The organism is Brevibacillus gelatini (genome assembly GCF_003710935.1).
In the GTDB taxonomy this organism is placed as follows: domain Bacteria; phylum Bacillota; class Bacilli; order Brevibacillales; family Brevibacillaceae; genus Brevibacillus; species Brevibacillus gelatini.
Genome location: NZ_RHHS01000027.1, coordinates 119,215 through 131,654, shown reverse-complemented (window position 1 = coordinate 131,654; position 12,440 = coordinate 119,215). Strand labels below are relative to the sequence as shown.

Sequence of the window (12,440 nt, the reverse complement as noted above, 5' to 3'; positions counted from 1 at the left end):
ACGATCGGCAGGCCAGGAAACGAAATTGCGAAATGACTGAATAATCCCCCCATGTCATGGAAGCCATCGGCACAAGTCACGTCTCCGAACTGCAAGCAGCATGAGATAGGCAGACTTTTCGCAAAAAATCTTCTAAAATAAAGAAAACGAGCTTGTCAGGGAAAGGACGAAATCACGCATGGCAATCAAAAAAATCGAGCACGTCGGGCTGATGGTCAAAGATTTGGAGGCGTCCATCGCCTTTTACACGAAAGTGATCGGCATGGAGCTGAAAGGGACACTCGTGCATTCCAATCAGATTATTACGCTTGCTTTTCTCGGGTTTCCCGGCAGCACAGAAACCGAGCTGGAGCTGATTCACGGCTACAACGACGCGCTGCCGGAGGAAGGCAAGGTGCATCATCTCGCGTTTGCGGTAGATAACCTCGAAGCCGAGATCGAGCGGCTGAAACAGCTTGACGTCTCCTTCATCGACGAAGCGATCACGACGCTGCCCAACGGCTCCCGCTACATGTTTTTCCGCGGGCCGGACGGCGAATGGCTGGAGTTGTTTGAGAGTACGCGCTAAGGCAAAACGAAGACCATCCGGCTGATTTTCGGCCCGGATGGTCTTCGTTGCTGTCATTACTGGTTTCCGACGTTGATGAACGGAGTCACGCCGCCTGTGACGTTCGGCAGCTTGCCGTCCCACTTGCGAATCGCTTCCAGCTGCGCTTCGATCTGTCTGAGCTGAATCAGCTCCGGTGTAACCTCCTGCTTTTGCAGGCGCAGTGCTTCGGCCTGTGCCTGCGCGCGCGTGATCTCCTGTTCCTTTTCGATCTTGATCCGCTCCAGGTCGAGCTTCGACTTGAGCGCCTGCTGCTCAGCTATTTGCTTCGACTCGATTGCGCGGTTAAACTCATCGCTGAACGTAAACTCGCGAATGTTGATCTCATCGAGAATGATGTGGTAGGCAGACAGCTTTTGCCGCAGCGCTTCCTTGACTTTGCTGCTCACCTCGGAGCGCTTGGAGATCAATTCTTCTGCCGTGTACTGCGCCGTGACCGCTTTCAGCGCTTCGGCGATCGCCGGGTCGACAATGCGGCTGTTGTATTCCAGCCCCACCTGCTGGTACAGCTTGTTGACGTTTTCGCTGTCCAGATGGTGGTTGACCGCAATGGTCGTCGAGACGGTTTGCAGGTCACGCGAAGCAGACGTTTGGCTCGACTCGGATTTTTGTACCCGTACCTCCATCGGAATGACGGTTTGGATAAAAGGAATTTTAAAGTGCATGCCTTCCTGCAATACTTTTGGCTGTACCGCGCCCAACTGCAGCACGACACCGCTATGCCCCGCTGATATGATCGTGAACGATTGGGTCCCGAGAAAGACCAATACGGCAAGGACGAGAATGGTTGTGAGCAGCTTACCCCCGGCTTGGAACGGATTCATTTTCACTACGTTGTTGTCGTTCATGTTCCGCCTCCCCTTTTTATCTGTTCGTTTATACATACGGGTCAGCAGACGCCAAGTTTCAACAACTTTCTGTCTTTGCTGCCGCAAGCAGCACCTTCCCCATGCGCTCGGCCTCGATTTTGCACAGTTCAAACTCGACCTCGCCGGATACGTGGGAAATCAGTTGGATGACTTCCTCGCAGCCGTGGCTGCAGATGAGAAACTGCTCCCACTTCACTTCCGAGCGCGGCACTTTTCTGGCCGAAAAGCCGCTTTGAAAACCGCCAATGGTCATCGATTCATCTCTACTCCTTTCGTTCTTTGCACAAGCATGAGGCTGAACAAGAAGCGCGTAGCCGTACAACAAAAGCAAGCGCTCGCGACGCCGTCGTCATCGAACATGGCAAGCTCGCTATCGCCAATCCGCAATACACGCTCGACCTGCCGGAAGCGATCCGCTCCGTGCGCCGCCTGCTCGACTACGAGATCGAGCAGATCGTCTGCTACCACGGGGGGCTGCTTGTATCAGGATGATGCGGCGTACAAGTTCTTGAACTGGTTGTAAAACAACTGGTAGTACATTCCTTTTTGCGCGAGCAGATCGTCGTGGCTGCCTTTTTCCACAATCTCCCCGCGATCCACGACCATGATCGTATCGGCGTCGCGGATCGTGCCGAGCCTGTGCGCGATCACGAAGCTCGTGCGTCCTTCCATGACCTTTGCAAGCGCATCCTGGATAATCAGCTCTGTCCGCGTGTCGATGCTGCTCGTCGCCTCGTCGAGAATCAGCAGCGCCGGGCGGGCGAGAATCACGCGGGCAATCGCCAAAAGCTGGCGCTGCCCCTGGCTCAAATTGCCGCCGTTTTCCGTCAACTGCGTATCGTAGCCTTTGGGCAGCCGATTGATGAACACATCGGCATGCGCCATTTTCGCGGCTGCCTCGACCTCGGCGTCTGTCGCGTCAGGCTTGCCGTACATGATATTTTCCTTGATCGTCCCGGAAAACAGGTACGTGTCCTGCAAAACGAAGCCAAAGCTTCTGCGCAGGCTGTCCCGTGTGTATTCGCGGATGTCTTTGCCGTCGAGGTAGATCGTTCCTTCCGTCACATCGTAAAAACGCGTCAGCAAATTGACGATGGTCGTTTTGCCCGCACCCGTCGGACCGACCAGAGCCGTCATGCTTCCCGCCTGCGCCTCGAAGCTGACGTTTTGCAAAATCGGCTGGTCAGGGCGATAGCCGAAGCTCACCCGGTCGAATACAACGTGTCCTTTTGGCTGCGCGAGCACAGCGGCGTCCGGGGCATCGAGCGTTTCCTCCCGCTCATCCAGCACCTCGAACACCCGCTCCGCGCCCGCTACGCCGGACTGCAGCACGTTGAAAATGTTGGCGAGATCGTTTAACGGGCGGACAAACTGCCGCGAATAGCTGAGAAAGCTGGCGATCACCCCGACGGTAATCATCCCTTTGACTGCCAGTATCCCTCCGACAATGGCCACAACCGCAAAGCCAAGGTTGTTAATCACGTTCATAATCGGCATCAAAAAGCCCGACCAGATTTGCGCCTTCATTCCGACCTTGCACAGCCTGTCGTTGATCGCGGCAAAGTCGGCAATCGCTTTTTCCTCGTGGTTGAACGCCTTGACGACCTGAATCCCGGAAATCGTCTCTTCAATGTGACCGTTCAGCTTGCCCAGCTCGCTTTGCTGATGTTTGAACAGCACACTGGTTCGCTTCGCAATCGTACGGGTGAGCAAAAAGACGAGCGGCACCGTAATCAGGCAGGCGAGTGTGAGGATCGGCGAGAGCACGAGCATCATCACCAGTGATCCGGCGATTGCGATGACCCCGGACATCAACTGTGTCGTCGACTGCGAGATCGAGTTGCTGACGTTGTCAATATCGTTGGTCAGGCGGCTCATCAGCTCGCCGTGCGTGCGCGAGTCGAAAAAGGCAATCGGCAGCTTTTGCAGCTTTTCAAACAAAGCTTGCCGCATGTTGGTCACGATCCGCTGCGTGATGCCCGCGATCAGCCAGCCCTGCAAAAACGTCAAGGCTCCGTCTGCGATGTACGAGCCGAGCAACGCGAGAATGATGATCGACAAAAAGCTGAACGACTGTTCTATGCCTGTCATTGCGTCGATTGCCTTTCCGATCAGGTACGGAGCCGAGAGCATCAGCAACCCGTCTGCGCAGACAATGGCGAACACGAGCGGCAGCCATCTTTTTTCCCGTCCGAACGCTTGCCAGAGCCTTTTTACTGTAGCGGAAAAGTTTTTCGGCTTGCTCACCGGCCCCCGCGCTCCGCCATGTCTGAAGCCGCGGCCCGGACCGGGAGCAAAAACCGGAAGTTCTTTTTGCTGCTTGCTCATCCTAGCCCACCTCCTTGCCAATTTGCGACGTAAATATTTCCTGGTAAACCCGGCACGTAGCCAGCAGCGTTTCATGCGTGCCGATTCCGGCGACCTCTCCGTCGTCGAGCACGATGATCTTGTCGGCATCCATCACTGAGGTGATCCGCTGCGCGATCAGGATGCAGGTCAGCCCTTTTGCGTAGGTTTGCAACGCTTCCTTGATCTTGCTTTCCGTCGCGACGTCAACCGCGCTCGTGCTGTCGTCGAGAATGAGAATCTCCGGCTTTTTCACCAACGCCCTGGCGATGGAGATGCGCTGTTTCTGCCCGCCGGAAAAATTGACTCCGCCTTGGCCGACACGCGTCTGGTAGCCTTCCGGTGTCGCTGCAATAAACTCGTGGGCTTGCGCCATCCGGGCCGCTGCTTCCACTTCCGCCTCCGTGGCATCCTCTTTGCCCCAGCGGATGTTTTCCAGCACGGTTCCCGTAAACAGCGTCGTCTTTTGCGGAACGATTGCTATTTTTTCCCGCAGCCTGGCCGGATCAACCTCGCGGACATCCCGGCCGTTTACGCGAACCGTCCCTGCCGTCACATCGTAGAAGCGTGGAATCAGGTTGACCAGGCTGCTTTTCCCCGACCCGGTCGAGCCGATGATTCCCACTGTCTCTCCGGGCAGGCACGAAAACGAAATACGCTTCAACACAGGCTGTCCATCCTCGCCCTCGTACGAAAAGCTGACCTCATCAAAGTCGATCCGGCCTTTTTCTTCTCCCGGCTCCTGGCCAAGTGCTGCGTCCTCTTTCCAGCTCATCCGGTTTTCTTCGGCGAAAACTTCGGCGATCCGCCCTGCCGACGCCCTGGCCCGCACGAACATGTTGAACACCATGGAGATCATCATCAGGGAAAACAAGATTTGTGTCATGTAGTTGATGAACGCGATAATGTGGCCGACCTGGATATTTCCCTGCTCCACGCCGAGGCCGCCCAGCCAGAGCACGGCGACAATCCCCAGGTTGACCACAAGCATGATCGCCGGACTGAACACGGACATGACGCGGGTTGCAGACAGCGACTTCGTTTGCAGCTCTTCGTTGGCCCGCGTGAACTTGCCAACCTCGAAATCAAAGCGGTTGAACGCCTTGACGACCCGCACCCCCGCCAAATATTCGCGCATCGCTCCATTTACCCGGTCCAATGCTTGCTGCACCTTGAGAAAAAGCGGAAAGCCGATTTTCAGATTCAAAAAGATCAGCAAGCCGACAATCGGCACGACGACAGCGAGTACGACCGCCAAATCCGGGTTCAACTGCGTCGCCATGAACAGTCCCCCGATGCACACCAGCGGCGCTTTGACGAAAATGCGCATCATCCCGTTGGCAAACATCTGTATCTGATTGACATCATTTGTCAGGCGGGTGACAAGCGAAGCCCGGTCGAACTTGTTGAGACTGTCAAACGACAAGGACTGCACCTTGGCAAACAAATCAAATCGCAACTGCGACCCGAAGTTTTGCGACACATAACTGGCAAACACGTTGCGCATGGAGGCGGCGACAGCGCCAACCGCCGTAATCAAGAGCATCAGTCCCCCGGTTTTCAGCACGTAATCCATGTCGCGCTGCGCCACTCCGATGTCGATAATCCGCGACATGATGGTCGGCATAAACAGATCACACAGCGCCTCCACCATCAAAAAGATAATGGTGATGCTCGCCAGCACGCCGTATTTCTTTATGTATTTTCGATAAAACCGCATGTGTTCACCTCACCTCTACGTTCCACGATACCTGCTGGCATGAAAAAAGTCACGCGGGGAGTTACGGCAAAAAGCAGTCGCCGTCTTGTTGCCTCTTGCTTTTTTCTTCCAATCCGCTATATTAGGTATTAGCTAAAAATATTAGGTAATGCCTAATTTTCTTGCCGACTGGCAAAAGGAGAGGGGGAACGGGAAGGCATGCTTGTCTGGATGTTGCGGAAAGTAATGGCTGACAGAGGCATCTGGTCCGGGGCGGCGCTCGCACGTCTCTTGAAGGAGAAGGCGGGCTATGAGATTTCGGCTCCGTCGATCAGCGCGCTGCTCAACGGCCAGCCGAAGCAAATGAAGGCCGACACGCTGGATGCGCTATGCACGGCGTTGGAATGCACGCCGAACGATCTGTGGGTGCATACCCCACCCTCACGAAAGGAAGAGACGTAATTTGCATACTTTGGAGGTAGAAAGCAGATGGCAGTAAAAACAATCCTCCCTTTTGGAGATCCGATTTTACGCAAAACGGCAAAGCCCGTCACCGAGTTCAATGACAGGCTGGGCAAGCTGTTGGACGATATGGCGGAGACACTCTACGCCAAGGAAGGCCGGGCAGGGCTGGCCGCGCCGCAAGTCGGCTTTTTGAAGCGCGTGATCGTCATGGATTGCGGAGACGGGCTAATCGAACTGGTTAACCCGGAAATTTTGGAGATGGACGGGGAGCAGATCGGGCCGGAAGCATGCCTGTCTTTTCCCGGGTACTCGGGCATTGTGAAGCGCGCCCAGTACGTGAAAATCCAGAGCGCAAACCGTGCGGGCGAAACGTTCACGCTGGAGGGCGAAGGCTTTTTGGCCCGCTGTATCCAGCATGAGATCGACCATTTGAACGGCGTGCTGTTCGTGGACCGGATCGAGGGGGACAAGCTGTACAACGACCAGACGAAGCGCAAAGTGAATCTCATGGACGTTTGGCAGTTGACGAAAAAGCAATTGTAAACGGCACGAAGGAGCAAAACGCCAAAAAATCCACCTGACGATGCAAGGTGGATTTTTTGGCGTCTTTCGGCGTGTGAAAGCTACGCAAACACAATCGTCTTGTTCCCGTACACAATCACTTTGTCCTCGACGTGCCAGGAGATCGCCTGGGCCAGGACGTTGCGCTCGACGTGGCGGCCGGCCACTTTCAAATCTTCCTCGGTATAGCGATGGTTGACGCGAATGACGTCCTGCTCGATAATCGGCCCTTCGTCCAGATCGTTGGTGACGTAGTGGGCAGTCGCCCCGATCAGCTTTACGCCGCGCATGAAGGCGCGTTTGTACGGATTGGCCCCGATGAACGCGGGCAAAAACGAATGATGGATGTTGATAATCTGGTTCGGGTAATGCGCGATGAAGCGCGGGGACAAAATTTGCATGTACCTGGCCAGGACGATGAAGTCGACGTTGCCCTGCAACAGCTCCAGCGCCTTGCGCTCCGCCTCTTCCTTGCTCTGGGTAGTGAGCGGAATGTGGTAAAAAGGAATTCCGTACGCTTCCACCGTCTCTTTTGCGTCCGGATGATTGCTGATGACCATGGGTATATCCACGCGGATTTCCTGCGACTTGACGCGCCAGAGCAATTCGACGAGACAGTGGTCCATTTTCGAGACGAAAATCGCCATGCGCTTTTTCTGGCTTTCTTTGCTGAGCCGCCAGTCCATCGGGTAATCCTTGGCCATTTTCGCCAGGTCCTGCTCAAGTTGTCCGAACGATTCGGACAGCGTCTCCAGATCAAACAAAATGCGCATGAAAAACATGCCGTCGCGCGGGTCTGTCGTATGCTGGTCGAACTGCACGATGTTCGCTTTGTAGCTGAATAACAGGTTGGAGACGGCCGAGATGATCCCCAGCCGCTCCGGGCACGAAATGAGCAGGATCGCCCGATTTTCGTTTTTTGCAGGCTCTTGGTTCATATAGGTTCCTCCCGTTCTGGATGCTTTTCCCTTTTCCATAGACTGCCCAATCCGTCGGGAGCATTTACGCTCATTCCTCCAAGGCAAATTCGGCGTATTGTTTGGCCGTAAGCAGTTCGGACAGCTCACTCGGGTCGCTGATTTCCACGACAATCATCCAGCCTTTTTGGTACGCATCCGTGTTGATGATCTCCGGGCTGTCTTCCAGCTCGCTGTTTACTTCCACGACTTTGCCGCTGACTGGCGAAAACAGGTCCGATACGGCCTTGACCGACTCTACCGTGCCCATGGTTTGATTAGCGACCACTTCGGTACCCACCTGCGGAAGCTCGACAAACACGAGGTCCCCCAGTTGACTTTGGGCAAAATCGGTAATCCCTACGCGCACGCGCGTCTCGCTGAGCACCTCTACCCACTCGTGCTCCTTGCTGTACAGCCAGTTTTCTACAACTTTACTCATGTCTACTCTCCTCCGTATCGTTTTATTTCATGATTCTCTCTTTGACGGCTGAGCCTGTCGGCGTGACGGCCAGCCCGCCCAGCGCGGTTTCGCGGTAAGCACGCGGCATTTTTTTCCCAATCTCGTACATCGCCCCGATCACTTCATCGCACGGAATCTGGCTCTCGATCCCGGCCAGGGCAATATCGGCGGCGGAAAAGGCGAGCGAGGAACCGAGCACATTGCGCTTGATGCACGGAACCTCTACCAGTCCGGCAACCGGGTCACAGACGAGGCCGAGCATGGACTTCAAGGCGATGGCCGCAGCATGCACGGCCTGGCGCGGCGTTCCCTGCTTTGTCTCGACGATGGCCGCAGCAGCCATGGCCGTCGCCGAGCCGACTTCCGCCTGGCATCCCCCTGCCGCTCCCGAGATAAAGGCGCGGTTGGCGATCACATAGCCGATGGCGCTCGCCGTGAACAGCGCCATCACCAGATGCTCGAACGTATACTTTTGATTTTCATGCAGCGAAAACAGGCAGCCGGGCAAAATCCCTGCCGAGCCTGCTGTCGGCGTCGCAACGATGATTCCCATTCGCGCGTTCATTTCCGAGGTGGCGAAGGCAAACTTCATCGCGTCCCCGACAATCTGCCCCGTGAGTTGCTCGCCTTTTTCCAGATAGCGCTCCAGTTTGTAGGCATCCCCGCCAGATATGCCGCTTGGCGCCAGCGTGCGATCCGCTACCCCCTGGTCAATCGCCTCTTTCATCCTGACCAGCCGCTGCTTCATCCCTTCGACAATCTCCTGCTCCGGCCGGCCGCTTTTTGAGCTCTCGCGGGCCACCATCACTTCCGCTATGCTTTTGTTCGTCGCTTCACAAAGAGCCAACAGCTCTTCCATGGAGGCAAAGTCCATCTTATGCACCTCCTGCCACAGCTTCACAGCGTGTTTTTTGCCAAAACTTGTTTCGCAGCTCATTCAGGTCGTACGGCGCGTTCAGCGGGATGTCGACGGCGAACTCGTTGACGTAAAAAATTTTCGAGATGCCCCCGCCAAGCGACACGCCGCCGATGACCGCCGTATCGCGGGCTGTTTTCGCCCGGACCAGCAGCGTGTTGGGATGGTCGTAATACGGGCACTCGCCCCGGCATTCGAACGCGAGGCGAACATCTCTTTTTGCCGCCAACTCCAGCGCCACGCGGATGCGGCTGTCATCCGTGTCCAGCCCGAGCAGGCCGCCGACGATCGCTTTGTCTGTCCCGTGCCCCTTGTGCGTTTCCGAAAAGGAGTCGTAAAACACGATCTCGGCTGACTCGATGCCGCCGCCAAGAAAGTCGTGGACGAACTTCCCAATCGTCACGACCCCCGCCGTATGCGAACTGGACGGGCCAACCATGATCGGCCCGATAATGTCAAAGTAGCTGTTGTATACCATCGTCGCCCCTCCTGACTGCTTCACTGCGAGCTTCTGGTCCAGCAGACTGGTTGCGCTCCTGCAAGCTCATGACATCGCCCCCTGGAAACGTGTGGAAAAACATCGACCGCTACCTTTCCATCCTTTTGCACAGAAAAAAAGGACAGGGGAAAGATAGAGTGACGATACCCTACCTTTCCTCTGTCCTTTTTACCTGAGAGTTTAACTCCTGAAGCGATCCAGGAGTATTCCCCTTGGGTGGCTTTGTCAGCGCTCTCCAGAGGTGCGTCCGCTTGTAGTATCTGGTACCTGAGAGATTGATCCCAAGGCTTTTATGGGACTTGCTCCTTCGGTGCTAAACCGTTCGTTTAGTCTCTCCTACAACCATCATCCGCTACTATTCACTTCTTGCATATCATTGATTTTAGTAAAGCATACTCACTCTGCCAATGTCAATTCTGAAAAAAACCATTATTCAGTCTGTTATACCTGCTGACGCCACCCCCTTTTCCATTCATGTATTTATAAGGAGGCCCGACATCATAATGTCTGAAAAAGTTCAGGAATGAAGGAGTCCCTCCCGATCCGGGTACCCTATAATTTACTGGGAAGACCTCTCATGCCACTAACAGACCAAGGTACGATCGGAGTGACGAAGGATGTATAAAAAGCTACTGGCCATCCCTGTAACGGCTGTTTTATTGTTGCTTTCAGCATGCGGTGCGAACGGGCCAGGAGGACAAGCCGCAGGCGATCCTGCCGCAAAGCCGACACGTTCTATCCAGTATTTGGGCAACACCTATACAATCCCCGCACGAACCAAACAAATCGCCTTTATTGAATCGCGCAGCAGCTTTGAAGATGCGCTTTTGACAGGCATCCCGCCGTTTGCCGCCACGGTCGAAAAAAACGGGGCGTTTCCGCAGGAATACGCGGCGATTACGCAAAATACGCAGAAGCTCCCTGTGGACATTATCGACCACGTCGGCGATCTTGCCGCCTTGGGGCCGGACACCATCCTGACTTCCGACAAGACGTCCGCAGAAAAACGCAGCAAGCTGGAAACAGCGGCAACGGTGATCCCTGTCTCCTCGAACGGGGCGCACTGGGAAGACAATCTGCGGCTGCTTGCCGAGGTGCGCGGCAAAGACGCCAACGTCGATGCGATTGTGAGCAAGGTGCGGACGAATATAGAAAAGACGCGTGAAAAGCTGGCTTCGCTCAAGGACAAAATCGTTTTGACCGCATGGTTTCACGAAGGCGCTTTTCTCGTCTATCCGAAAAACGAGCGGTACAACTACTTGCTGTACACCGATCTCGGACTGGCGACACCAGGCGTCGTCGAGCAAGCAAAAGAGCCCGTACCGCTTTCCCTTGCAGAGCTGGCACAGGCAGACCCGGATTATTTGTTTGTCATGGTCGACAAAAGCAGCGATCCCGCCGCCGCCAAAGCTTTCGAGCAGTTGAAACAGCAAAGCGAATGGAGCAATCTGCGCGCGGTTCAAAACCGCCAGGTCTACGAAAATGCAGTCAACCCGGGATTGGCGGGAGGCACCGCCTACAGCAACCAGTCGTTTTTGAACGCGCTGTCCGCGCGGTTGTTGAAATAAGCATCTTGCTCTTTACAGTTGAAGCATTTCGCGTGTATAAAAGCGGTCAATCAGATCATACTATACTCATCGAGCTCGGTGGTGTGTTTTCAAACAAGGCTGTAGTCTTCTACGGAGGCGATGCGCCATGGATGATTTACACGATCACCTAGTGAACAGAGGAAAACCGCAACAGTGCTAACAGCTTCTAACTTCATACTGGAGGTAGATGCGTCGCACGCAGTGATCGGTAACACCTCAAAGCTAGCGAGCTCGATGTATGCCGTCTCCTTTTCGGAGGCGGTTTTCTTTTTGCCATTTTGCCATAGGAAAAAGACCTTCGCCACCGAAGCAGCAAAGGTCTTGCAACACTGAATTATTCTCCAAGATCGACGTTGTGGTACACCTGCTGCACATCATCCAGGTCTTCGAGAGCGTCGATCATTTTTTCAAACTGGGCTTGCGCTTCTGCGGAAAGCGTCACTTCGTTTTGCGGGAGCATGGTCAGCTCGGCGACAGTAAATTCGCTGATGCCCGCTTTTTTCAGCGCTTCCTGCACGGCATGGAACTGCTCCGGCTCAGCGTAGACGATGACGGCCCCGTCTTCTTCCAAAATGTCGCGGACGTCTACGTCGGCTTCCATCAAAATTTCGAGCACTTCCTCGGCTGTTTTGCCTTCGAGGCCAAATACTGCCGTCGGGTCGAACATGTAGGCTACAGAGCCAGTCACACCCATGTTGCCGCCGTTTTTGTTGAAGGCGGCGCGCACTTCAGACGCCGTGCGGTTTACGTTGTTGGTCAAGGCGTCCACGATGACCATGGAGCCGTTTGGTCCGAAGCCTTCGTAGCGCAGCTCGCTGTAGTTTTCTTCAAATCCGCCCTTGGCTTTTTCGATTGCGCGGTCGATGATCGCCTTCGGTACGCTGTATGTTTTGGCGCGCTCCAGGACGACTTTCAGCGCACGGTTCGACTCTGGATCAGGCTCGCCTTGCTTGGCCGCTACATAAATTTCCTTGCCGAACTTGGCATATATACGACTGATGCTGGCATCTTTCGAAGCTTTTTTCTCCTTGATATTGTTCCACTTACGACCCATAAATTCCCACTCTCTTTCAACGTCACAGATTGAATGCTAAAAAGACTCCGCAGTCCAAAATTACACTCAACTATTATACCTCAATCTTGGGTTTTTTTACGAGAAAATCCTTGTGAAAAACGTATACGCTGTTTTGGGTGGCTTTCTTTTTGTGCTTAATCGGTGCGGTCGTTGTTTGCCAGTTGCGTTTGGGGTTGTTCGATTCTCTTGTTTTTGGCTTGATCGCGGCTTGCGATGGTCTGTCGGGGTGAAAAATGGAGTTTACTTGTCACTCAAAATTCGCCGTTCGAATAACAACATCTTCCAGAATGAATCTGTTAACGTTTGATTCAAAGTAAGCGTAGATTAGAGGGATCGTCCCCTTTTCTTTTTTGACATAGCGAACGCTCATCTCCCCATCCTTGTTCCCAATCACG

The 12,440-nt window shown here is 54.5% G+C and carries 13 protein-coding genes, 1 pseudogene and 1 riboswitch; of the genes and pseudogenes, 5 read left to right on the top strand and 9 right to left on the bottom strand.

Translation table 11 applies throughout. The features are described from left to right. Positions 1-178 precede the first annotated feature (178 nt). Positions 179-568 (top strand): VOC family protein, encoded by a 390-nt coding sequence (locus EDM57_RS11290; protein WP_122904865.1) that lies wholly within the window; start codon positions 179-181, stop codon positions 566-568. 56 nt (positions 569-624) lie between these two features. On the opposite strand, the gene EDM57_RS11285 is transcribed toward EDM57_RS11290, so the two are convergent. Together EDM57_RS11285 and EDM57_RS11280 are read right to left on the bottom strand one after the other, a co-directional pair. After that, complete coding sequence (locus EDM57_RS11285) at positions 625-1,455, bottom strand: prohibitin family protein (protein WP_122904864.1); 831 nt, start codon at positions 1,453-1,455, stop codon at positions 625-627. A 58-nt stretch (positions 1,456-1,513) separates the two neighbouring features. Beyond that, complete coding sequence (locus EDM57_RS11280) at positions 1,514-1,729, bottom strand: hypothetical protein (protein ID WP_122904863.1); 216 nt, start codon at positions 1,727-1,729, stop codon at positions 1,514-1,516. A gap of 26 nt (positions 1,730-1,755) precedes the next feature. Here EDM57_RS11280 and EDM57_RS11275 point away from each other — a divergent pair, with 26 nt between their 5' ends. After that, the gene (locus tag EDM57_RS11275) at positions 1,756-1,968 is read left to right on the top strand and encodes an MBL fold metallo-hydrolase (RefSeq protein ID WP_425455800.1); all 213 of its coding nucleotides are present in this window, start codon (positions 1,756-1,758) and stop codon (positions 1,966-1,968) included. Here the strand turns inward: EDM57_RS11275 and EDM57_RS11270 are convergent. Together EDM57_RS11270 and EDM57_RS11265 are read right to left on the bottom strand one after the other, a co-directional pair. Continuing rightward, positions 1,960-3,804, bottom strand: a complete 1,845-nt coding sequence (locus EDM57_RS11270) for an ABC transporter ATP-binding protein (protein WP_122904862.1) — start codon at positions 3,802-3,804, stop codon at positions 1,960-1,962. The two genes, EDM57_RS11275 and EDM57_RS11270, sit on opposite strands and share 9 nt — an antisense overlap. Position 3,805: 1 nt before the next feature. Continuing rightward, the gene (locus tag EDM57_RS11265) at positions 3,806-5,542 is read right to left on the bottom strand and encodes an ABC transporter ATP-binding protein (RefSeq protein ID WP_122904861.1); all 1,737 of its coding nucleotides are present in this window, start codon (positions 5,540-5,542) and stop codon (positions 3,806-3,808) included. A gap of 198 nt (positions 5,543-5,740) precedes the next feature. Between EDM57_RS11265 and EDM57_RS11260 the strand changes: the two genes are divergently transcribed. Together EDM57_RS11260 and def are read left to right on the top strand one after the other, a co-directional pair. Beyond that, positions 5,741-5,983 carry a helix-turn-helix domain-containing protein gene (locus EDM57_RS11260; protein WP_122904860.1) on the top strand — a complete coding sequence of 81 codons (243 nt, stop codon included), beginning with the start codon at positions 5,741-5,743 and terminating at the stop codon, positions 5,981-5,983. 27 nt (positions 5,984-6,010) lie between these two features. Further along, complete coding sequence (def, locus tag EDM57_RS11255; RefSeq protein WP_122904859.1) at positions 6,011-6,529, top strand: peptide deformylase; 519 nt, start codon at positions 6,011-6,013, stop codon at positions 6,527-6,529. 80 nt (positions 6,530-6,609) lie between these two features. Here the strand turns inward: def and purU are convergent, their stop codons facing one another. From purU to EDM57_RS11235, 4 genes and pseudogenes are all read right to left on the bottom strand, one after another. Further along, complete coding sequence (purU, locus tag EDM57_RS11250) at positions 6,610-7,485, bottom strand: formyltetrahydrofolate deformylase (protein ID WP_122904858.1); 876 nt, start codon at positions 7,483-7,485, stop codon at positions 6,610-6,612. Positions 7,486-7,555: 70 nt separating this feature from the next. Continuing rightward, on the bottom strand, positions 7,556-7,945 hold the full coding sequence (gene gcvH / locus EDM57_RS11245) for a glycine cleavage system protein GcvH (protein WP_122904857.1): 390 nt from the start codon (positions 7,943-7,945) through the stop codon (positions 7,556-7,558). Positions 7,946-7,967: 22 nt separating this feature from the next. Beyond that, entirely contained in the window at positions 7,968-8,840 is an 873-nt protein-coding gene (gene sdaAA / locus EDM57_RS11240; RefSeq protein WP_122904856.1) for an L-serine ammonia-lyase, iron-sulfur-dependent, subunit alpha, read from the bottom strand. A 1-nt stretch (position 8,841) separates the two neighbouring features. Further along, positions 8,842-9,288: pseudogene (locus EDM57_RS11235) on the bottom strand (L-serine ammonia-lyase, iron-sulfur-dependent subunit beta); the annotation flags it as partial. A gap of 337 nt (positions 9,289-9,625) precedes the next feature. Continuing rightward, positions 9,626-9,730, bottom strand: a riboswitch (glycine riboswitch). 268 nt (positions 9,731-9,998) lie between these two features. Here EDM57_RS11235 and EDM57_RS11230 point away from each other — a divergent pair. Next, a complete protein-coding gene (locus tag EDM57_RS11230; RefSeq protein WP_122904854.1) occupies positions 9,999-10,949 on the top strand; it encodes an ABC transporter substrate-binding protein in 951 nt (316 codons plus the stop codon). 355 nt (positions 10,950-11,304) lie between these two features. Here the strand turns inward: EDM57_RS11230 and EDM57_RS11220 are convergent, their stop codons facing one another. Further along, on the bottom strand, positions 11,305-12,024 hold the full coding sequence (locus EDM57_RS11220; RefSeq protein WP_122904852.1) for a YebC/PmpR family DNA-binding transcriptional regulator: 720 nt from the start codon (positions 12,022-12,024) through the stop codon (positions 11,305-11,307). Positions 12,025-12,440: the final 416 nt, after the last annotated feature.

Excerpts from the sequence above, each read along its gene's own strand:
- EDM57_RS11290 (WP_122904865.1), top strand. The coding sequence starts at position 179 with ATGGCAATCAAAAAAATCGAGCACGTCGGGCTGATGGTCAAAGATTTG.
- EDM57_RS11285 (WP_122904864.1), bottom strand. The coding sequence starts at position 1,455 with ATGAACGACAACAACGTAGTGAAAATGAATCCGTTCCAAGCCGGGGGT.
- EDM57_RS11280 (WP_122904863.1), bottom strand. The coding sequence starts at position 1,729 with ATGACCATTGGCGGTTTTCAAAGCGGCTTTTCGGCCAGAAAAGTGCCG.
- EDM57_RS11270 (WP_122904862.1), bottom strand. The coding sequence starts at position 3,804 with ATGAGCAAGCAGCAAAAAGAACTTCCGGTTTTTGCTCCCGGTCCGGGC.
- EDM57_RS11265 (WP_122904861.1), bottom strand. The coding sequence starts at position 5,542 with ATGCGGTTTTATCGAAAATACATAAAGAAATACGGCGTGCTGGCGAGC.
- EDM57_RS11260 (WP_122904860.1), top strand. The coding sequence starts at position 5,741 with ATGCTTGTCTGGATGTTGCGGAAAGTAATGGCTGACAGAGGCATCTGG.
- def (WP_122904859.1), top strand. The coding sequence starts at position 6,011 with ATGGCAGTAAAAACAATCCTCCCTTTTGGAGATCCGATTTTACGCAAA.
- purU (WP_122904858.1), bottom strand. The coding sequence starts at position 7,485 with ATGAACCAAGAGCCTGCAAAAAACGAAAATCGGGCGATCCTGCTCATT.
- gcvH (WP_122904857.1), bottom strand. The coding sequence starts at position 7,945 with ATGAGTAAAGTTGTAGAAAACTGGCTGTACAGCAAGGAGCACGAGTGG.
- sdaAA (WP_122904856.1), bottom strand. The coding sequence starts at position 8,840 with ATGGACTTTGCCTCCATGGAAGAGCTGTTGGCTCTTTGTGAAGCGACG.
- EDM57_RS11230 (WP_122904854.1), top strand. The coding sequence starts at position 9,999 with ATGTATAAAAAGCTACTGGCCATCCCTGTAACGGCTGTTTTATTGTTG.
- EDM57_RS11220 (WP_122904852.1), bottom strand. The coding sequence starts at position 12,024 with ATGGGTCGTAAGTGGAACAATATCAAGGAGAAAAAAGCTTCGAAAGAT.